This is a genomic window from Streptomyces sp. ICN903 (assembly GCF_022015835.1).
GTDB lineage: Bacteria > Actinomycetota > Actinomycetes > Streptomycetales > Streptomycetaceae > Streptomyces > Streptomyces fenghuangensis.
On record NZ_JAKMAY010000104.1, the window covers coordinates 1 to 17872 of the forward strand.

Annotated in this window: 22 protein-coding genes; 20 read left to right on the forward strand and 2 right to left on the reverse strand. The window is 70.1% G+C overall.

Annotation, left to right across the window (positions count from 1 at the left end; genetic code table 11):
• On the reverse strand, positions 1 to 457 hold a 457-nt coding region (locus L7D48_RS13205; protein ID WP_374492135.1), incomplete at its 3' end, for a carbohydrate binding domain-containing protein.
• A 259-nt stretch (positions 458 to 716) separates the two neighbouring features.
• Here L7D48_RS13205 and L7D48_RS13210 point away from each other — a divergent pair.
• The 19 genes from L7D48_RS13210 (at position 717) to L7D48_RS13300 (ending at position 16323) form a co-directional block, all read left to right on the forward strand.
• Positions 717 to 1175, forward strand: a complete 459-nt coding sequence (locus L7D48_RS13210) for a hypothetical protein (RefSeq protein ID WP_237879619.1) — start codon at positions 717 to 719, stop codon at positions 1173 to 1175.
• Positions 1172 to 2734 carry a hypothetical protein gene (locus L7D48_RS13215; protein ID WP_237879620.1) on the forward strand — a complete coding sequence of 521 codons (1563 nt, stop codon included), beginning with the start codon at positions 1172 to 1174 and terminating at the stop codon, positions 2732 to 2734. The genes L7D48_RS13210 and L7D48_RS13215 overlap by 4 nt, the downstream gene beginning before the upstream one ends.
• A gap of 52 nt (positions 2735 to 2786) precedes the next feature.
• Complete coding sequence (locus L7D48_RS13220) at positions 2787 to 3362, forward strand: hypothetical protein (protein ID WP_237879621.1); 576 nt, start codon at positions 2787 to 2789, stop codon at positions 3360 to 3362.
• 19 nt (positions 3363 to 3381) lie between these two features.
• Positions 3382 to 3813: a DUF3592 domain-containing protein gene (locus L7D48_RS13225; RefSeq protein ID WP_237879622.1), complete on the forward strand. Its 432-nt coding sequence runs from the start codon at positions 3382 to 3384 to the stop codon at positions 3811 to 3813.
• Between the two features lie 13 nt (positions 3814 to 3826).
• A complete protein-coding gene (locus L7D48_RS13230) occupies positions 3827 to 4045 on the forward strand; it encodes a hypothetical protein (protein WP_237879623.1) in 219 nt (72 codons plus the stop codon).
• Positions 4046 to 4215: 170 nt separating this feature from the next.
• Positions 4216 to 5079, forward strand: a complete 864-nt coding sequence (locus L7D48_RS13235) for a hypothetical protein (RefSeq protein ID WP_237879624.1) — start codon at positions 4216 to 4218, stop codon at positions 5077 to 5079.
• A gap of 80 nt (positions 5080 to 5159) precedes the next feature.
• Positions 5160 to 5864, forward strand: a complete 705-nt coding sequence (cpaB, locus tag L7D48_RS13240) for a Flp pilus assembly protein CpaB (RefSeq protein ID WP_237879625.1) — start codon at positions 5160 to 5162, stop codon at positions 5862 to 5864.
• A gap of 6 nt (positions 5865 to 5870) precedes the next feature.
• Entirely contained in the window at positions 5871 to 7157 is a 1287-nt protein-coding gene (locus L7D48_RS13245; RefSeq protein WP_237879626.1) for a P-loop NTPase, read from the forward strand.
• Positions 7158 to 7179: 22 nt separating this feature from the next.
• Positions 7180 to 7593 (forward strand): TadE/TadG family type IV pilus assembly protein, encoded by a 414-nt coding sequence (locus tag L7D48_RS13250; protein ID WP_237879627.1) that lies wholly within the window; start codon positions 7180 to 7182, stop codon positions 7591 to 7593.
• A gap of 3 nt (positions 7594 to 7596) precedes the next feature.
• Positions 7597 to 7980: a TadE/TadG family type IV pilus assembly protein gene (locus tag L7D48_RS13255; RefSeq protein WP_237879628.1), complete on the forward strand. Its 384-nt coding sequence runs from the start codon at positions 7597 to 7599 to the stop codon at positions 7978 to 7980.
• Positions 7981 to 8046: 66 nt separating this feature from the next.
• A complete protein-coding gene (locus tag L7D48_RS13260; RefSeq protein WP_237879629.1) occupies positions 8047 to 9390 on the forward strand; it encodes a CpaF family protein in 1344 nt (447 codons plus the stop codon).
• A 42-nt stretch (positions 9391 to 9432) separates the two neighbouring features.
• Complete coding sequence (locus tag L7D48_RS13265) at positions 9433 to 10371, forward strand: type II secretion system F family protein (RefSeq protein WP_237879630.1); 939 nt, start codon at positions 9433 to 9435, stop codon at positions 10369 to 10371.
• A gap of 30 nt (positions 10372 to 10401) precedes the next feature.
• The gene (locus L7D48_RS13270; protein ID WP_237879631.1) at positions 10402 to 11289 is read left to right on the forward strand and encodes a DUF5936 domain-containing protein; all 888 of its coding nucleotides are present in this window, start codon (positions 10402 to 10404) and stop codon (positions 11287 to 11289) included.
• A 91-nt stretch (positions 11290 to 11380) separates the two neighbouring features.
• Complete coding sequence (locus L7D48_RS13275) at positions 11381 to 12781, forward strand: sensor histidine kinase (RefSeq protein ID WP_237879632.1); 1401 nt, start codon at positions 11381 to 11383, stop codon at positions 12779 to 12781.
• Positions 12782 to 12874: 93 nt separating this feature from the next.
• The gene (locus L7D48_RS13280; RefSeq protein ID WP_237879633.1) at positions 12875 to 13918 is read left to right on the forward strand and encodes a response regulator transcription factor; all 1044 of its coding nucleotides are present in this window, start codon (positions 12875 to 12877) and stop codon (positions 13916 to 13918) included.
• 260 nt (positions 13919 to 14178) lie between these two features.
• A complete protein-coding gene (locus tag L7D48_RS13285; protein WP_237879640.1) occupies positions 14179 to 14412 on the forward strand; it encodes a hypothetical protein in 234 nt (77 codons plus the stop codon).
• Positions 14412 to 15062 (forward strand): pilus assembly protein TadG-related protein, encoded by a 651-nt coding sequence (locus tag L7D48_RS13290; protein ID WP_237879634.1) that lies wholly within the window; start codon positions 14412 to 14414, stop codon positions 15060 to 15062. Before L7D48_RS13285 ends, L7D48_RS13290 begins: the two co-directional genes overlap by 1 nt.
• A gap of 29 nt (positions 15063 to 15091) precedes the next feature.
• The gene (locus L7D48_RS13295; RefSeq protein WP_237879635.1) at positions 15092 to 15688 is read left to right on the forward strand and encodes a hypothetical protein; all 597 of its coding nucleotides are present in this window, start codon (positions 15092 to 15094) and stop codon (positions 15686 to 15688) included.
• Positions 15688 to 16323 (forward strand): OmpA family protein, encoded by a 636-nt coding sequence (locus L7D48_RS13300; RefSeq protein WP_237879636.1) that lies wholly within the window; start codon positions 15688 to 15690, stop codon positions 16321 to 16323. The genes L7D48_RS13295 and L7D48_RS13300 overlap by 1 nt, the downstream gene beginning before the upstream one ends.
• A gap of 146 nt (positions 16324 to 16469) precedes the next feature.
• Here the strand turns inward: L7D48_RS13300 and L7D48_RS13305 are convergent, their stop codons facing one another.
• Positions 16470 to 16826: a DUF192 domain-containing protein gene (locus tag L7D48_RS13305; RefSeq protein WP_237879637.1), complete on the reverse strand. Its 357-nt coding sequence runs from the start codon at positions 16824 to 16826 to the stop codon at positions 16470 to 16472.
• A gap of 162 nt (positions 16827 to 16988) precedes the next feature.
• On the opposite strand from L7D48_RS13305, the gene L7D48_RS13310 reads away from it, so the two are divergent.
• Complete coding sequence (locus L7D48_RS13310; protein ID WP_237879638.1) at positions 16989 to 17765, forward strand: A24 family peptidase; 777 nt, start codon at positions 16989 to 16991, stop codon at positions 17763 to 17765.
• Positions 17766 to 17872: the final 107 nt, after the last annotated feature.

Here is a 17872-nt window from a genome sequence, read left to right on the forward strand (position 1 = left end):
GCTGCCAGCCGGAGCCGCCGGGGGTCCAGGTGGAGACGTCGGTGGTGCCGGTGCCGGATGCGCCGAGGTAGACGTACGAGCCCTGTACCCAGGCGCTCAGCTGGTACTGGGAGTCCGGCTGTACGGTCACGGTCTGGGTGCACTTGGCGTTGTCGCTGCCGGCGGGGGTGGCCTTCAGCGCCGCGGTGCCGCCGTGGACGGGGGAGGAGACGGTCGTGCCGCTGCCGGCGGAGCAGGTCCAGCCGTTCAGGCCGGACTCGAAGCCGGCGTTCCGCACCAGGTTCGGCTCGGCGGCCCCGGCACTGCCCGAGAGCCCGCCGAACGCCACCGCGCCGAGGGCGACCGCCCCGACGCCGAGGGCCGCGGTGATCCTGGTGCGGGCGCGCGCGGTACGGCGCGCGCCGGGCGCCGCGTCTCTCCCGCCGTCCGTGGTGTCTGTTCGCGTCCTGCGTTCCACTGCTGCCTCCGTGCGTAGGGGGTGAGCGCGCGTGGGGAGACGGTGGCCACCGTGCTGAGCCGGAAGAATGGTTCAGACCAATGAGGATGTCAAGGGGGGCGGTACTCCGGGCACGCGGGAACCTCCGCGGGAGAGGGCCGTGGAGCCGGCCCGGCGCGAACTTTGGGCCCCGGGTGGGTCCTTGGGCCCATGAAGTCCGCTGTGACGGGTGCATACAGTGTGCCCGGCATATCAAAGGACGATCAGAGGGGCGCCGCGGATGCGTGGGACAGGGGGGCCGTCGTGGGCCGGTGAGGCACACGGGCGGGCGACACGTGAGAGCGGAGGAGGCTTCGCACTCGTACGCGCCTGGTCCGTCGGATTCGTGGTGCTGCTGATCACCGAGTACCTGCAGGTCACCTATCTCTACGAGGTCTTCGCCACCACCGAACGCCTGGAGTCCTTCGGCGGCCGGCTGCTGCTGGTGCACCTGCCGAACGCGGTGTGCATCGCGCTCGCCGCGTGGGCGGCCGGGCGAGTGCACCGGGAGCCTTTCCGGTACTCGTCCGTACGGCACGCCCTCGCGGTCTTCACGATCCCGGTCTTCGCGCAGGTGATCACCATCGTCCTGAACTGGGACCGGGCGTCGGTGGAGGGCCTTCTGATGTCCTGCGCCGTCATGGTGGTCGGCGCCTTCACCGGTTACGTCGCCGATCGGCTGCAGGAGGGGGAGCGATGAGGGGGAGACAGGCCGGCCGGGCGGCCGCAGGAGCGGGGAGCGGCCGCAGGGCGGTCGCGGCCGACACGGGAGCGACGACCCTGGAGTACGTCGGTGCGGTGCTGCTCGCCGCGGCCGTCGTCCTGGCGCTGGTCGCGACCGGGGTCGCCGGTTCCGTAGGGGACAGGTTCCGCTGCTCCATCATGTCCATCTGGGGCGGCGGAAGCTGTTCCTCCGGCAACGAGGGGGCGGAGAAACCGGCGAACGACGCCGACTACGAGCCCCCGCTGTGCACCATCTCGACCATCACCGACAAGGCCGGCAGCAAGGCGAAGATCGGCTGGTTCGAGTGGGGCAACGAGTACGGCTTCCAGGACAAGGTCCACCAGGCGAACTACGACGTCAACGGGGACGGGAAGGTCGACGGGGACGACCAGCTGATCTACACCACCTTCACCAACTCCGCCTCGGCCGGCGTCACGATCGGCGCGGGCGGCGAGATCGAGGGGCTGGGGGAGGGACAGGTCGACCTCGGAGCCGGAGTCAAGGTCAACAACGGCGACACCTGGGTGTTCAAGAGCCGGGAGGAGGCCGAGGCGTTCCGCGAGGACCTCGAGGACCTGAAGATGTACGAGATGCGGCGCACCTCCCCCGGCGGGTCGCAGGCGGCCGTGGGCGACAGCATCCTGGCGATCTTCGGCAAGGGGCCGCTGGTCGAGGAGCAGAAGCTCCGCGACCGGATCGAGGAGAAGCTCGGCGACCGGCACATCAGCCACGGCTCCGTCGGCTCGTACGGCGAGGTCAACGGCGGCCTGTCGCTCGACGCCGGCTCCAGCGGCCGGCTCTCGGCCAAGCTCGGCGGCAACGCGAAGATCAGCAGCGACGTGCTCTTCACCAAGGACGACTACCGGGGCACCGAGTCCTACACCTACTCCGTGAAGGCGGAGGGCGAATGGGGCACCGGAGTCGGAGTGGGCGGATACGAGAAGGGCCAGCACAAGCAGGCCAACCGCTCCGCGACGGTGACCATCACCCGGGACCAGAAGACCGGCGAACTCGTCCGCATCGACTTCACCCAGACCACCGAGACCGGGGCCAGCGGCACGAGCGAGGGCGCGGGCGCGGACAACGGCAAGAAGGGCAAGGACGCCCGTGGCGGCAGCGTCGGGAGCACCGACAACTCGGGCGCCAGCAACATCGAGGTCTACACCAACACCCTGACCTTCCCGAAGGGGGAGAAGGGCGACGCCGACCGGGCCGTCGCGCAGGCGTGGCTGGACGGCAACGGTGACGGCAACGCGCCCCTGGAGTACATGCTGTCGAACAACGCGCCGACCTCCAGGCCCGGTTCGGACGACCCCTTCGGGCAGCTTCTGTTCGACAAGGGGAGGTCCAGCAAGACCACGTACGATGGCATGGCCGACGCGCAGGAGTACGGATTCGAGCTGAACCTGGGGCTGTCCGTGGGCCTCTCCGTCTCCATGGAGAACAAGGCCGAGACACTGGCGGACGCCGAGTTCCTGGGCGCGCCCCGGGGCGACAGGCGCGAGTACGTGCCGTACAGCTACTGCGCGCAGTGAGGATGGACGGGGCGATGCAAGAGCGGTTCGCGACCAGTGAGGAAACCCGGGGATGAGCTGGAGGTCGAGGCGTGGTCTGTGCGCGGCGGCGGTCGGTCTGGCCGGTGCGCTGCTGACCGGCTGCGGTGGCGGTGGTGAGGCGGCCCAGGTCCCCGAGGGCTGGGGCACGCTGAAGACCGAGCGGCTGACCGTCGCCTATCCGCAAGGGTTCGAGGAGACGGCCTCGCGGGACGGCGGTCCGTACGAGGTCGCCCGGGCCACTCTGACCGAGAAGGGGCGCATGACGGCCTCGATGACGGTCGAGTTCGACTTCGGGAAGGGGCTGAACGACGCGGACATGGCCGCGGGCGGAGCCAAGGCCCGCATCCAGCTGGGAGCGACCCCGGTGAAGACCACCGAGATCGAGGTGGCCGGTCCCGGGGGACGGGAGGAGGCCCGCCGCATCGACTACTCCTTCACCTTCCGGGGCAAGGAGGGCGGGCCGCCCGAGGGCACCGAGATGGACGGGGTGATGCTGGCCGGAGTGGACACCGAGCAGCGGCCCTACCTGATCACGGTGAACTCCGTCAAGGGCACCCTGTCCGAGCGGGATGTCGCGGACATCGCCGGCAGTGTCGAGTTGAAGTAGGCGTCCGGGAGGGGGCGGGATGGAAGCGGTCTTCCTGATCGCCGGTACGGTGGCGGCGGCCGTCTGCCTGCTGTGTCTGCGCAGGATCGCGGTGGTGCTGTGGCTGGTGGCGCGCGGGGAGCGGGCCCAGGGGTGGTGCGCGCGGCGCCGGATGGCCGCGTGGGGAGCGGGCACGGACGGTGTCCGCGGCCACCGTCCGGAGTTCGTCTTCGCCTTCCGGACCCCGGACGGGGACACGGTGGAGTTCAGGGACCGGCCGGGCGCCCTCGGGTACGAGGAGGGCGCGCCGGTCGGGGTCCGCTACGATCCGGCCCGCCCCCGCCGGCGGGCGACCGTCGCAGGCGGTGGCACCTGGGGGCCGCTGTACGTACCGGCCCTGGTCGCCGCGCCCACCGGGTTTCTCGCCGTGGTGCTCCTGCGCGCCCTGGCACTCCACAACGGCCTCGGATGAGAAGGGCGATCACATGACGGCTCCGGCGATCCTCGCCTCCCTGCCGCCCTCGCGGTTCGACGACGAACTCAGTCCCGGCCTCTTCGGCCTCTTCGTCCTCGTCCTGCTCCTCATATGCCTTCGGCGGGGGGTTCGCGCGGCACGGGAGGGCAGGGCCTTCACGCTGGTGTTCTGGGCCGTCGTCGCCGCGGCCGCGGCGACCGCGGGGGCGTACGCCTACGAACTCCTCTAGAAACGCGGGACTTCCCGGCACGGGGGCATCGCGTCCCGGGAGCGGAGGGCCGGGGCACATCGGTGTTCTCCATTGTGCGGGGCGTCGATAAGATGAGAGCGCGATTGGGCTGCACAGCTGACAACCTGCGGTTACAGGAGATTGCGGCCGAAGCGAACGGGGATCTTGAAGTGTCGACAGCGATCGCGGTCACCAGTGCCGATCTGGTACTCCCGCCGACGGATCAGCAGACGCCCACCGCGGCGCTCCTGCGGTCGCCGGACAGCCAGTCGCTGGAGGAGGCCGTCACCGACATGCGGCTCCTGCTGGAGCAGCAGGGATATGTCGTGGCCGTCTGCTCCGCAGGGCTCCGGCCGGCCTCCGAGCAGCGGCTGCGCACCGTTCGCTCGATCCTGGAGAGTGACAGGATCGCCCTCCTGCAGTCGGACCTTCCCCCGCTCGGTCTGGCCGTACTCGTCCGCCAGTTGCGGCAGTTGTCCGTCTGCGGCTTCAGCGCGGGCGTCGTCGCGTCGGCCGCTCGCCTGCTCTCCCACTACGTCCACGCCGGTGCGCTGCTCAACTCGGTCGCCAGGCTCGACCGGGTTCCGGTGAGCCTGAGAACACACGCGAAGTCATGGGTGCCGGGATCGCAGTTCGGGGTGGTCGCCGCTCCCGAGGCGCAGTTGGTCAAGGTCGGCAGCGGTTCCCTGACCGGGCCGCCCTTCGCCACGCACCTCCTGGTCGCCAAGGGGCAGTTGCAGTCCGACTGGGTCACCGGCACGCTCGCCTCCGAGTGGAAGGCCCAGGCCGTCCACGAAGCCGATCTGCCCGCCGACTCCCCCCGCTGGTGGGGTACCGGCAAACTGATCGAGTTCGCGGCCTATCTCCCCGACATCTCGATCCTCTATCAGCTTGTCTCGTCCGTGCGGCGCGAGCAGTGCCACTGGTGTGCAATGGAGTTCATAGGCGACCGCTGCGGCTTCTGCACCGCCCCGCTCCTGTCGCACGAGAACCAGAACCAGGCTTCCGGTGTCATGAACCAGGGGCCTTCCTGACACATGCGAGTCCAGAGGTGCTCGCGCGGCCCGTCCCACCGACCGTTCCTCTCCACACCCCTTACGAGGTTGTCCGGCTCATGAACTCCCGCCAGCGCCGCGGCGTCATACTCCTGCTCCTCTCCGTCCTCTGCGCCTTCATCGCGTTCGCGGGCGTCCTCTCCGTGATCAGCGATGTGAACTCCAAGGTCGGGCCGGAGGTCTCGGCCTATCAGGTGAAGAGTGACATCGCTCCTTACAGCCGACTCAGCGAGAAGCAGTTCGAGAAGGTGTCGATGCCCAAGCGCTGGCTCTCGGAGAACGCGGTGACCGACCTTTCCGAGATCGACGGGAAGATAGCGGTCACGCGACTGCGCGAGGGTTCCCTGCTGCAGAGCGACATGATCGTGGAGCGGCCGGCGCTGGAGGCCGGTGAGCAGGAGATCGCCATCATGATCGACGCCGCCACCGGTGTGGCCGGCAAGATCACGCCCGGCTCCAAGGTCAACATCTTCGCCACCTTCCCGGGCGACCAGGAGGGGACTCCGGCCCAGTCGAAGATCATCGTGGCCAACGCGAGGGTCCTGGACGTGGGCCAGCTGACCCCGCTGGACTCCAGGGACGGCGACGGTCCCCGCTCCAGCGAGGCCGTCCCCATCACCTTCGCGCTCAACACCCTGGACGCCCAGCGCGTCGCCTATGCCGAGTCGTTCGCGCAGAACGTCCGTCTCGCCCTGATCGCCCCGGGCAGCGACACCTCCCTCCGCCCGGGGGAGCGCACCTACGAAATCGGCAAGGACAAGTGAGACCGGATGGTCACCAGGATTCTCCCGGCCGTCGGTGACGCCGACGCCGCCCGATCCATCACCACCCTGCTCAGCCAGCTTCCCGACGCGGAACCGGCGATGCCGGTCGGAGACTCCACCCAGCTGATCGACACCCTCGCCCGCCTGGCGGGCGAATCGCTCGACGAGCTGCCCGAGGTCGTGCTCGTCTACGAGCGGATCGGACCGGTGCCGGCGCTCGAACTGATCCGGGAGGTCTCGCTCCGTTTCCCGGCGGTCGGGGTGGTCCTCATCACGGCGGACGCCACCCCGGGGCTGTTCTCCGCGGCCATGGACTCGGGCGCACGGGGCCTGGTGGCACTGCCGCTCAGCTACGAGGAGCTCGCCAACCGGGTGCAGGCCGCGGCCCAGTGGGCGAGCGGGGTCCGACGCCACCTGGGTTCCGGAGGCGACTCCGCCGCCGGCCCCGGCGGTGTGGTCGTCACCGTCTCGGGGGCCAAGGGAGGGGTCGGTACGACCGTGGTCGCGACCCAGCTCGCTCTGGCGGCCCAGGCGTCCGGCCAGAGCACCGCACTGGTCGACCTGGACCTTCAGACGGGCGACATCGCCTCCTACCTGGACGTGCAGTTCCGCCGTTCCGTCGCGGACCTCGCGGCGATCCAGGACATCACTCCACGTGTGCTGCAGGACGTCGTCTTCAGCCACGAGACGGGCATCTCCCTGCTACTGGCGCCGAGTGAGGGCGAAAGGGGCGAGGAGGTCTCGGACCGGTCGGTCCGCCAGACCGTCAACTCGCTGCGCTCACGGCACGCGGTGGTGGTCGTCGACTGCGGTTCGCAGATGAGCACGGCCAACGCGGCGGCCGTGGAGATGGCGGACACCGCGTTGCTGGTCACCACGCCGGACGTGGTCTCCGTGCGTGCGACCAAACGACTGGTGCGGATGTGGACCCGACTCCAGATCCGCAAGGCGGAGGAGACGCTCACGGTCGTCAACCGCTACACCCGGACCGCGGAGATCCAGCCGCCGCTGATCCAGAAGATCACGGGCACCCGGGTCGCCGGCCTCACCGTCCCCGCCAACTTCAAGGAGCTCCAGGGAGCGGTCGACGCGGGCCGGATGCACGAACTGGACGCCAAGTCCACCGTGAAACAGGCACTGTGGGGACTGGCGGGAGAGCTGGCCCTGGTGAAGGCTGCCGAAGGGCCGGCCAAGCAGGGCAAGTTCCGGATGGACCGGGGAGCGGTCGGAGTGCGGCGCCGGCGCCCCAGGAGCGACGACGCGGACGACGGTCAGCCGAGGAAGAACTCGTAGAGCCAGGGGGCGAATCGTCATTATGGGAATTCGGGGGACGGGCCGGGACGGCGGCACCGGCGGCCTGCCGCCGCGTGACGACCGGGGGCAGGTGGCGGTCGAGTTCGCGAGCATGGCGCCGATCATCCTGGTGACACTCGTGCTGCTCTGGCAGGCCGCACTGGTCGGCTACGCCTTCTCGCTGGCGGGCAACGCGGCCGACAAGGCGGTGCGGGCCGGGGCGACGACCGACACATGGCGGCAGAGCCGGAACCAGGCGTGCGACAGGGCGGGTCGCGAGGACCTGCCCGACACCTGGACGGCGACGATCCGCTGTTACGAGGACGGCGACATGGTCGAGGCCGTCGTGAGGGTCAAGGTGCCGGTGCTCTTCCCCGGCGGGGTCGACTTCCCCCTGTGGATATCGGGCAGGACCGCCGCGGCGAAGGAGAGCTGAAGCGTGCCGAACCGCTTTCGCGAAGAGAACGTGACAGGAGGCCGCGAGCGCGGCCAGGTGGCCATCGAGTACGTGGGGGTGCTGTCCCTGCTGCTGCTGGTGGGCCTCCTCGTGATCCAGCTGGGGCTGGCGGTCTTCGCCGTCCAGCAGGTCGGCACGGCCTCCCGCGCGGCCGCCCGTATCGCCTCGTACGACGAGGCGGACCGCGACTACCGGCAGGCCGGCCGTGACGCGATGAGCACCTGGCTGGCCGACGAGGCGGTCTTCCGGCGCGCGGTCCGGGGCGACGAGGTGAAGGTGACGGCCAGGGTGCCGATCCCTTCCCTCGTCCCCGGGCTGCTGGACGGGCTGAACGCCGAGAGGAGCGCCACGATGCCGCTGGACTGACCTCCACCGGTTCCGGTCACCGCGCGATCCGCGCCGCCGTACACGAGCAGCAGGGAGATGGACGATATGGGCTTGCGAGCGCGCCTCAACAGCTCCGAGCCGTCGGAGAAGGGCCACGACGAGGAGAGCCGTCTCGTAGCGGTCTACCGCGCCAAACTGCTGGAAGAGATAGACCTGGCCGAGATGTCCGCCCTCCAGGCGTCCGACCGCAGGATCCGCCTGGAGAGGGTCCTGGGACACATCATCAGCCGTGAGGGTCCGGTCCTGTCCACGGTGGAGCGGGCCCAGCTCATCCGCCGGGTCGTGGACGAGGCCCTCGGCCTGGGCATCCTGGAACCGCTGCTCGAGGACGCCTCCGTCAGCGAGATCATGGTGAACGGCCCGGACCAGGTGTTCGTGGAGCGAGGCGGCCGGCTGGAACTGCTGCCCATGCGCTTCACCTCGAACGAGCAGCTGATGCAGACGATCGAGCGCATCGTCTCCACGGTCAACCGCCGTGTTGACGAGGCCAACCCGATGGTCGACGCGCGGCTCCCCTCCGGGGAGCGCGTCAACGTCATCATCCCGCCCCTCTCCCTCACCGGTCCGATCCTCACCATCCGGCGCTTTCCCCGTGCCTTCACGCTCCACGAGATGATCGGCCTCGGTTCGCTGGACGAGCAGATGGTGCTGCTGCTCTCGGGGCTGGTGCGCGCCAAGTTCAACATCATCGTCTCCGGAGCCACCGGCACCGGCAAGACGACGCTCCTGAACGCCCTGTCCGGGCTGATCCCCGACGGGGAGCGCATCATCACCATCGAGGACTCCGCCGAACTCCAGCTCCAGCAGTCCCATGTCATCACCCTGGAGAGCCGGCCCGCCAACGTCGAGGGCAAGGGACAGGTCAGCATCCGCGACCTGGTGCGCAACTCGCTGCGCATGAGGCCGGACCGCATCATCGTCGGTGAGGTCCGGGGCGGCGAGACGCTCGACATGCTCCAGGCCATGTCCACCGGCCACGACGGTTCCCTGGCCACCGTCCACGCCAACAGCGCCGAGGACGCGCTGATGCGCCTGCAGACCCTGGCGTCGATGTCGGAGGTCGAGATCCCGTTCGCGGCGATCAAGGACCAGATCAACAGCGCTCTCGACGTCATCGTGCAGCTGACCCGGCACGCCGACGGCTCCCGCCGCATCACCGAGATCGCCGTAGTCGACTCCAAGGGCCGTGAGGACTACCGGATCGTCTCCGTGTGCCGCTTCAACGCCCGGCCGATATCCGCTGATGGTCGTGTCCATGGCGAATTCGAATACCATTCGCTGCCCCGGCGGATCGCCGACCGCCTGTACATGAGGGGCGAGCCGATCCCCGCCGTCTTCGGCGTGGCCCAGTCGGACGACCAACTGGTCGTCCGCGAGTCCGCCTCCTGAACGTCCCCCGGTCCGCCGCTTTCCGAGAAGGTCCCGTCCGATATGGCCAACCTCCCCCTCCTGACGACAGGCGTCACACTGCTGGCCTGCGTACTCGCCGTCGCGGGCGTGCACGTGTCCGCCAAGGGAAAGGCCCAGCAGCAGTATCTGGTCCAGAGGATGTCCCAGACGGGACAGATACCGGTCGTCGGCCGCAGCCGCCGCTTCCAGGGCGTCGACCGGCGGTTGCGCAGGACCGGGCTGGGCAAGCGCATCGAACGCAAGATCAACACCACCGGGCTCGACCTGACCCCCGGCGAGTACCTCGTCTACGTGATCGCCTCCCTGCTCGCCGTCTACTTCGTCGTCGGCACGGTGTTCGCCTCCTTCTTCGGCCTGCTCGCGGCCCTCATCGGTCTCTGGGGCGGCAACGCCTTCCTCAACTACCAGATCCGCAAGCGCACCGAGGCCTTCATCAACCAGCTCCCGGAACTGACCCGGGTCCTCGCCAACGCCACCCAGGCGGGTCTGGCACTGCGCACCGCCATCGGGATGGCGGCCGAGGAACTGGACAACCCGGCCGGTGAGGAGCTCAAGAGGGTGGCCGACCAGCTGGCGGTCGGCCGGTCCCTGGAGGACGCCCTGAACGAGCTGGCCGAGCGGCTGCCCTCGCGTGAGCTGACCGTGCTCGTCTCCACCCTGATCCTGTCCAACCGGGCGGGCGGCACGATCGTCTCCTCGCTGCGCAACCTCACCGAGACGCTGGAGGAGCGCAAGGAGACCCGCCGCGAGGTCACCACACTGCTGTCCCAGGTGAAGGTCACCGCCGTCGCCGTTCCCGTCCTCGGTTTCGGTTTCCTGCTGATCCTCAACGGGATGCGGGCCGGAGCCCTGGACGACATGACCGGCGCCTTCGCCGGGAAAGTCGCCGTCATCGTCGCCTCCTGCCTCTACGGCCTCGGCTTCTTCCTCATCAACCGTCTCACCCGCGTCCGTATCTGAGGCCACGGAAGCCGAAGGGAGGAACACACCATGGATCTTCTGCTCGCCGCCGCCGTGGGGCTCGCCGTCTACGGCGCCATCCACGGCATACGTCTCTACCGCGAGGAGGCCAAGCTCCCCGCCGACCTCGCCGTGGCCCTGGAGGTGGGCGCGTCGCGCACCACCGCCACCGGATCCGCCATCGACCGGCTGGGCATGAGGTACGCCCCGCGGGTGCTGCGCCTGATGGGCCCCAAACGGGTCGACAAGGTGCGCCGCAAGCTGGACCTGGCCGGAAACCCCGGCGGCCTGACGGTCGACCGGTACGCGGCCCGCCTCGCGGTGTACGGCGGGCTCGGCTCGCTGACCAGCCTGAGCATGCTGATGAACGGCCAGATCATGCTGGCGGTGCTCTTCCTGGTCTACGGCTTCTTCTGGACCGACGTCACCATCCGGTCCGCCATCGGCCGGCGCCGGGACGACATCGAGCGCACCCTCCCCGACTTCCTGGACGTCCTCGCCGTCGTGGTGTCCGCGGGCCTCGGCTTCCGGCAGGCACTGGAGCGGGTGTCGGAGAAGTACGAGGGCCCCTGGTCCGACGAACTGCGCATCACCCTGCGCCAGATGGACATGGGCGTGAGCCGCCGGGAGGCTTTCGAGCAACTGCGCAGGCGGAACGAGTCGGAGCAGGTCTCCATGTTCGTCTCCGCCCTCCAGCAGGGAGAGGAACTCGGCGCCCCGATCGTCGACACCCTCATCCAGATCGCCAACGACATGCGCCGCACCGACGCGCAGAACGCCCGGCGCAGGGCGGCCAAGGCCGTCCCCAAGTCCACGCTCATCGTCACCAGCTTCATGCTGCCCGGAACGATGCTCCTCATCGGAGTCGGCTTCTACTACGCCTCCGGCATCGACTTCAACGACCTGCTCGGAGGCTGAGCGGGCGGCAGGGCGGCAGGGCGGCAGGGCAGCGGACCGCAGGAAGGACGAAAGGACCCGGAAGGAGGTGCGGAAGGAGTTGATCCCGAGGATGCTGTCGGGGAAAGGAGCCGGGACGATACCGGCCGGCGGCCCGCACGGGCGTGCGAGCGGCACCGTGCCGACACTGCCGATCCAGGTGAGCGCGCTGTCCGCCCTCTGCCGCCAGCTCTTCGGCTTCCGGCTGGCCATGACCGCGCTCGCCACGCCCTTCGCGCTCAGCGGGGTCAGGGGGAACCCGGGAGCCTGGCTCGTCGGCTCCGCCGTGCTCGTCACCGTCATGGTGTCGTACCTGCTGCTGCGGGACTGGGAGCGCTTCGGACCGGTCCTGCTCAGACACCCCTCACTGCTCGGCGCCGACATGCTCTTCGGCGCGATGCTCCTCTTCACCGCCTCCCCCAACTCCACCCTCGCCTACGTCACCATCTGCACCCCCCTGCTGGCCGGCCTGGTGTACGGCTGGCGCGGCGCCGCCGTCTTCGCGGCACTCCAGTCGCTGCTGCTCGCCGCCGCGTGCGCGGTCGACACCAGGGTCGAGATGGACGCCTCGATCCTGCTGATCGTGGGGCTCTGTGTGCTGGCCGGTGCGAGCGGCAGTTCCCTGAGAGGGCTCCTCCTCGGCTTCGGAGTGGCCTCCCAGGCGCTGGTCGAGACCCGGGCCCGCCTCGCCGTCAGCGAGGCCGTGGAGCAGGAGCGCTCCCGGCTCGCCCGGGAGATGCACGACTCGGTGGCCAAGACACTGCACGGACTCGCCCTGGCCGCCGACGGACTCGCCCGGTCGGCCGATCGCCTGGACCCCTGCGTGGTCAAGGAACAGGCGGGGCTGGTCTCCCGCGCCGCCCGGCGCGCCGCCGCGGAATCCCGTGAGCTGCTGTCGGACCTGCGCCGGGAGTCCGGCCTGGACGGCGGTGTCGACATGGCGGGCGAACTCGCCTCCCGCGTCAAGGACTTCGAGCGACGCCACGGCCTGCGCGCCACATACCGCCCCCTGGACGAGACCCCGTTGCCACCGGTCCCGCACGCGGTGGCCAGGCAACTGCTCTCCATCGTCTCCGAGGCGATGGAGAACGCCCAGCGGCACGCGGCCCCCGGCCGTGTGAACGTGTCGGCGGGCATCGTGGACGGCGTCCTGCGGATGAGCGTGTACGACGACGGGCGAGGCCTGCCTCCGGGGACCACCCTCGAAGACCTCAGGCGGGCCGGCCACTTCGGCCTGGTCGGCATGGTCGAGCGCGCGGCCTCCATCGGGGCCCGCATCCGCATCGGCAAAGGGCGGGCGAAGGGGACCGAGGTACGTCTGGAACTGCCCGTCGCCGCACTGGGCACGTGCCCGGCCCCGCAGGAGGGCGATCCGGGGGCCGGGCCCACCGGAGCGTTCGGCGGCGCGCGACCGCTCTCCGCGGTCCCGGCCCAGCCCGGCACATCGGCCCGGGGGAGCGAGGCCGGCCGGTGACATCCGTACACAGGCCGTACCCGCGGCCTTGCCCGTGGCAGGACCCGGTCCCCCCGGGCAGGCCCCGTACTCCCGGAAAGGAGGCCGTACACGTTGGATGACGACACCTTCCGTGCGCCCGGGCGGTGGCCGGCGCACCGGCCGGCCCCGCAGCACCCGCCGAACCCGCCTGCCGCCACCCCGCCCCCCGTCCGGGCGGGGACGGAGCCCGTCGGGGCACCGGCCTTTCCGACCCCCGCCGCCGGGCCCGGAGAACCGCTGACGGTGGTCGTCGCGGACGACAACCCCGTGGTGCGGGCGGGACTGGGGGTCCTGCTCTCCGGCCGGGACGACCTGCGGGTCGTGGCGGAGGCGGCCGACGGGCACCAGGCGTACGAAGCCGTGACGCGGCACCGTCCCGATGTGGTGCTGCTCGATGTGCGGATGCCGGGCGTGGACGGCATTTCCATACTCCCGTACCTCGCGCGCATCGCCCCCGTGATGATGCTGACGTACAGCAGGGAGGCCGAGATCGTCCACGAGGCCCTGCGCCTGGGAGCGGTCGGCTACCTCGTCCACGGTGAGTTCACGGCGGACCAGCTCGTCACCGCGGTGCGGGACATCAAGGACGGACGCTCCCACTTCACACCGACGGCCTCCAGCGCACTGCTGGAAACCCTGCGGGAGGGCTCAGCCGGTGGGGCGGGGCCGCTGCCGGACGGTCTGGGGACGGCCTTCGACCACCGGGGCCGACCGTCGACACAGCCGGACACGCTCTCTGCAACCGCACATGGAACACATGGGGAAACCCTTCAGGTCACGCCTCAGAGGCCGCAAAATGCTTATACGCGGCAGGAGTCGCAGGAGCGGAGCACCGGCAACAAGTCTTTGCTTTCGCAACAAGGAATGGGATATGCTTCCCCCGCTCCCGGAGCCGGGGAGGTGCTTGACCGACTGAGTCAGCGGGAGGTGGAGGTGATGGATCTGATCGCGTCGGGGATGACCAACCAGCAGATCGCCGCCACCTGCTTCATCAGTCAGAAGACGGTCAAAAACCACATAAACCGGATCTTTTCAAAGCTGAACGCCGGCAGCCGGGGCGAGGCCATCGCCATCTGGCACGGTGTCGCACGAGGGGGGTCGGCCGACCGTGGCTGAGCGAGCGGTGAACGAAACGGAAGCCCTGCCCGGGCCGGGCGCGGCCGCGTCCTGCCCGGAGGCGGCGGGGGCCCAATCCTCACGCTGGGCCCGTAGTTGGGCCCTGGGGCCCATGTGCGCGGGTGTCCTCCCGCCGTATGTTTCCCATGTCGCCAGCGAGACCGGCCGGGAGGGCGCCGGAAACGCGAGCGGCTCGGAGACTTCGCACACCACGCAGCCGGACGGACACCGGTCGGCCGAAACGGGAGGGGAACACCATGATGAAGGACACCGCGCTCAAGGCCGCCACCAACGCCAAGGTCTACGTCGGTCACTGGGCCAACACGCGCGCCGAGAAGATGCGGGCCCGCGGGGACAAGGGCCAGGGCGCGATCGAGTACGTGGGCATCACCATCCTGGTCGTGGCGATCGTCGTCGCGCTGATGAACACCGACATGGGCGAGACGATCGCGAACGCGTTCACGGAGCAGATCAACGAGGTCCTCGGCGGCTGATGAGGCCGCAGAGGCGCCACGAGGAAGGGCAGGCCGCACCGCTGTACATCACAGCGGTGGTCGGTCTGCTCTTCCTCGCGCTTGCGTTCTTCGCGTTCGGTCAGGCCGATGTCAACCGAAACGGCGCGCAGACCGCGGCGGACGCCGCCGCTCTGGCGGCCGCCAAGGACTCCAGGGACCAGCTCAGGGGCGGTTTCCTGGAGAACATCCTCGATGGCGACTACCTGGACGACCTCGTCAACGGGAACGCTCCCGGGACGAGGAGCGGGTGTGACGCCGCCAGGCGCTTCGCCGGTCTGAACGAGGCCAGGACGGACGCCGGCGGATTCTCCTGTCGGCCGCTTCCGGGAAGCCGTTGGGGTTTCACGGTCGAGGTGGAGTCCCGGGAGTCGATGGGCGAGAGCATCATCCCCGGCACGGACGGCAAGCACGCGAAGGCGACGGCCACGGCCGTCGTCGAGCCGCGCTGCCGGTTCGAACCCGGCGAGGACGAGGACAGGGGCGGTGACGAGCCCGACGAGGACGAGGAGCGCAAACCGTCCCCGGGCAGGATCGACTGCGACGGCAGGGACTGGGTCATCGACCCGGAGAACCTGGACTTCCTTCCGGACATGGCAGACCTCTTCAGCGTCCGGCTGTCCGAGAGCTGACCGCGAACGAGCGCAAAGGAAAACATCTCATGGGAACTTGGAAAACCGGGAAGCTGCGCCGGTCCGGGCTGGCGGCCCTGCTGGCCGCGGCGTTGACCGTTTCCGCCGCGGCCTGCGGTGGCGACGAAAGCGCGAAGGAGAAGGGCGGGAGCCCGTCTGCCTCGAGTGAGAACCAGGGCGGGGAGAAGGGCGGCGAGGGTGAGGGCAAGACCCTGCCGGACACCAGCAAGGTGATCGCGACACTCAAGGGCGACGAAGGCATCGAGATGGTTCTCCACTCGGTCGTGCGCGACGCGGGCGGCTTCCTCACCGTCAGCGGCGAGTTCAAGAACAACGGAAGCAGTCGGTACACGACGCCGGTTCAGTGGAGTGGGGAAGAGCAGGCGGTGGCGAGGACCGGCCGGTCGGTCGCAGCCATGACGCTTGTGGACTCCAAGGAGAAGAAGCGCTACTACGTACTGCGCGACACGGACAACCGGCCGTTGACCACTTCCGGGTACCAGCCCGCCATCGACGCCGGTGAGAGCCTCCCCTTCTTCGCCCAGTTCCCGGCGCCCCCCTCGGACACCACCGAGGTCAGTCTCCAGTTCCCCGGCTTCCCCAACGCACCGATTGAGATCTCCTGATGAGTGCCGTCAACTCCCGCCGCGGGCGGCCCCGCAGGGGTGCGGTCGCGGTCGCTCTCAGCGGAATCCTCGCGTTCGGCCTGGCTGAGGCCCCGTACGCCGCCGCGGACGAGGACGATCCATACCCGTCGGCATCGGCCTCCGTTCCCGTCGAGGTCGATGCCGCCGACCCGGACCTGAAACTCGCCGAGGGCGCCACACTCGCCGAACCCAAGGTCCTCGACATCAAGTCCGTCGTCGAGGACCTCGACGGTGAGGAGCGCCGCGAGGACACCAACGAGGACATCAAGCTCGCGCTGCAGTCCGAGGTCCTCTTCGGCAAGGACAGCGCGGTTCTGAGCAGCGAGGCGAAGTCCCGTATCGCCGAGGTCGCCGCCGAGGTCAAGGAGCACGGGGCGACCAAGGTCCGGATCTTCGGCTTCACCGACAACCTCGGTTCCTCCGCGCACGGCGACGTGCTCTCCCGGAAGCGCGCCAACGCGGTGCACAAGGTGCTGGCCAAGGATCTCGACTCGAGCGTCACCTACGAGGTCCGCGGTTACGGCGAGCAGTACCCGATCGCCGACAACAGCACCGAGGAAGGCCGCAAGAAGAACCGCCGTGTGGAGATCTCCTTCCCGCGCGGCGGGGAGTAGTCCCCGAACCGGCGCCGACCGCGAACCGGGTGGAGCGGACACCGTCCGCTCCACCCGGTTCGCGCTGAAAACCGTCCGGTGCGGGGCACCCGGTCCAGGCCGCCCGCGCGGCCGGCCCGAACGACGAGAACGGCGAAGGTGCCGCGTCAGACCTCGACGCGCAGCCGGGCCCCCGGGCGTATGCCCCACCGCTCCATCGCCCCGGCCTCCGTCTCCAGCACATGGCGGGAGCGCAGCCGGGGCGAGCCGAGGCGTCCCGGCCGCATCGTTCGTACGGCGATGACGTTCAGCCCCTTGTCCAGGTAGGCCACGTCGATCGTGAAGCGCATTCCGAAGGTGTGCACGCTCGCGCAGGGGGTGAGCAGTATCGCTCCTTCGACACCGCTCCGGCCGAGCAGGCCCCGGGCGCGGGTCCGGTAGGAAGCCGCGATCTCCAGGGGGATCGCCGTCCCGTCCCGCCCCGCCACCGTCAACCTGCCCGTGCCGTTTCGCCATTTCGCCATGGCCCCCGACCGTAGCGGAAGCCGCGGACCGTCACGGTGGCCGGAGGCGGCGGTGCGCCCGCCCCCGGAGGCAGGCAGTGCCCGGCCGGCCGGAGACCCGGGGTCCGGAAGTGGGCCCCTGGGCCCATGACCGGTCGGGCGGACGGTCCTAGAGTCGGCCGCGTGTACGTCACCCTGATCACCGCCGCCGCCCTGTGGGGTCTCCTCACGGGGCTCCTCGTTCCGCGCGCCGCGTACCGGTTGTCCGTCGAGCCGGGGGAGCCGTGGCGGGCCGCCTGTGCGGCGGGGCACCCCTTCGCGGGGCCCGCGCGCGGATGGCTCGGCGGCGCGCGGTGCGCGACCTGCGCGGTGACCGTACCGGCCGGCGCCGGCGGGCGGACCGGCGACCGGGCCGGGGACCTCGCGCCGTCCCTCGGTGTGCCCGCCGTCACGGCGCTCGCCTGCGCGTCGCTCGCCGCGGCCACCGGCTTCCGCCCGGAACTCGCCGTGTGGCTGCTGTTCACACCGGTCGCGGTCCTGCTGGCCGTCGTGGACCGCAGGGTCCACCGGCTGCCCGACCACCTGACACTGCCCCTCGCCGCCGCGGTGACCGTACTGCTGGGCGCCGCCGCACTGGTGCCCGCGCACACCGGGTCGTGGTCCACCGCGCTGCTCGGGGGTCTCCTTCTCGGCGGCTTCTACTTCGTGCTCTTCCTGATCAACCCCGATGGAATGGGTTTCGGCGATGTGAAGCTGGCGCTCTCCCTCGGCGTCGTACTCGGCTGGTACGGGTGGGACATCCTCTTCGCCGGGGCGTTCGGAGGCCTCCTGTTCGGCGCGGTCTACGGGGTCGGACTGATGGTGCTGAGGGGCGCGAGCCGCAGGAGCGCGATCCCGTTCGGGCCGTTCATGGTGGCGGGGGCCCTCGTGGGTCTGCTGGCGGGGGGACTGACCGTGTGAACCGGGTCGCGGCTGCGCGCGGCGCGGCGCGGCAGGGGCTATGGTGGAAACCCCCCCTCGGGCCGGTCCGTACCCCCCCCACGGACCGGCCCGCTTCGCGTCCGGGC

What these genes read in the sequence shown, in the direction of transcription:
- L7D48_RS13210 (WP_237879619.1), top strand. Translation starts at nt 717, where the DNA reads ATGCGTGGGACAGGGGGGCCGTCGTGGGCCGGTGAGGCACACGGGCGG.
- L7D48_RS13215 (WP_237879620.1), top strand. Translation starts at nt 1,172, where the DNA reads ATGAGGGGGAGACAGGCCGGCCGGGCGGCCGCAGGAGCGGGGAGCGGC.
- L7D48_RS13220 (WP_237879621.1), top strand. Translation starts at nt 2,787, where the DNA reads ATGAGCTGGAGGTCGAGGCGTGGTCTGTGCGCGGCGGCGGTCGGTCTG.
- L7D48_RS13225 (WP_237879622.1), top strand. Translation starts at nt 3,382, where the DNA reads ATGGAAGCGGTCTTCCTGATCGCCGGTACGGTGGCGGCGGCCGTCTGC.
- L7D48_RS13230 (WP_237879623.1), top strand. Translation starts at nt 3,827, where the DNA reads ATGACGGCTCCGGCGATCCTCGCCTCCCTGCCGCCCTCGCGGTTCGAC.
- cpaB (WP_237879625.1), top strand. Translation starts at nt 5,160, where the DNA reads ATGAACTCCCGCCAGCGCCGCGGCGTCATACTCCTGCTCCTCTCCGTC.
- L7D48_RS13245 (WP_237879626.1), top strand. Translation starts at nt 5,871, where the DNA reads ATGGTCACCAGGATTCTCCCGGCCGTCGGTGACGCCGACGCCGCCCGA.
- L7D48_RS13250 (WP_237879627.1), top strand. Translation starts at nt 7,180, where the DNA reads ATGGGAATTCGGGGGACGGGCCGGGACGGCGGCACCGGCGGCCTGCCG.
- L7D48_RS13260 (WP_237879629.1), top strand. Translation starts at nt 8,047, where the DNA reads ATGGGCTTGCGAGCGCGCCTCAACAGCTCCGAGCCGTCGGAGAAGGGC.
- L7D48_RS13265 (WP_237879630.1), top strand. Translation starts at nt 9,433, where the DNA reads ATGGCCAACCTCCCCCTCCTGACGACAGGCGTCACACTGCTGGCCTGC.
- L7D48_RS13270 (WP_237879631.1), top strand. Translation starts at nt 10,402, where the DNA reads ATGGATCTTCTGCTCGCCGCCGCCGTGGGGCTCGCCGTCTACGGCGCC.
- L7D48_RS13275 (WP_237879632.1), top strand. Translation starts at nt 11,381, where the DNA reads ATGCTGTCGGGGAAAGGAGCCGGGACGATACCGGCCGGCGGCCCGCAC.
- L7D48_RS13285 (WP_237879640.1), top strand. Translation starts at nt 14,179, where the DNA reads ATGAAGGACACCGCGCTCAAGGCCGCCACCAACGCCAAGGTCTACGTC.
- L7D48_RS13290 (WP_237879634.1), top strand. Translation starts at nt 14,412, where the DNA reads ATGAGGCCGCAGAGGCGCCACGAGGAAGGGCAGGCCGCACCGCTGTAC.
- L7D48_RS13295 (WP_237879635.1), top strand. Translation starts at nt 15,092, where the DNA reads ATGGGAACTTGGAAAACCGGGAAGCTGCGCCGGTCCGGGCTGGCGGCC.
- L7D48_RS13300 (WP_237879636.1), top strand. Translation starts at nt 15,688, where the DNA reads ATGAGTGCCGTCAACTCCCGCCGCGGGCGGCCCCGCAGGGGTGCGGTC.
- L7D48_RS13305 (WP_237879637.1), bottom strand. Translation starts at nt 16,826, where the DNA reads ATGGCGAAATGGCGAAACGGCACGGGCAGGTTGACGGTGGCGGGGCGG.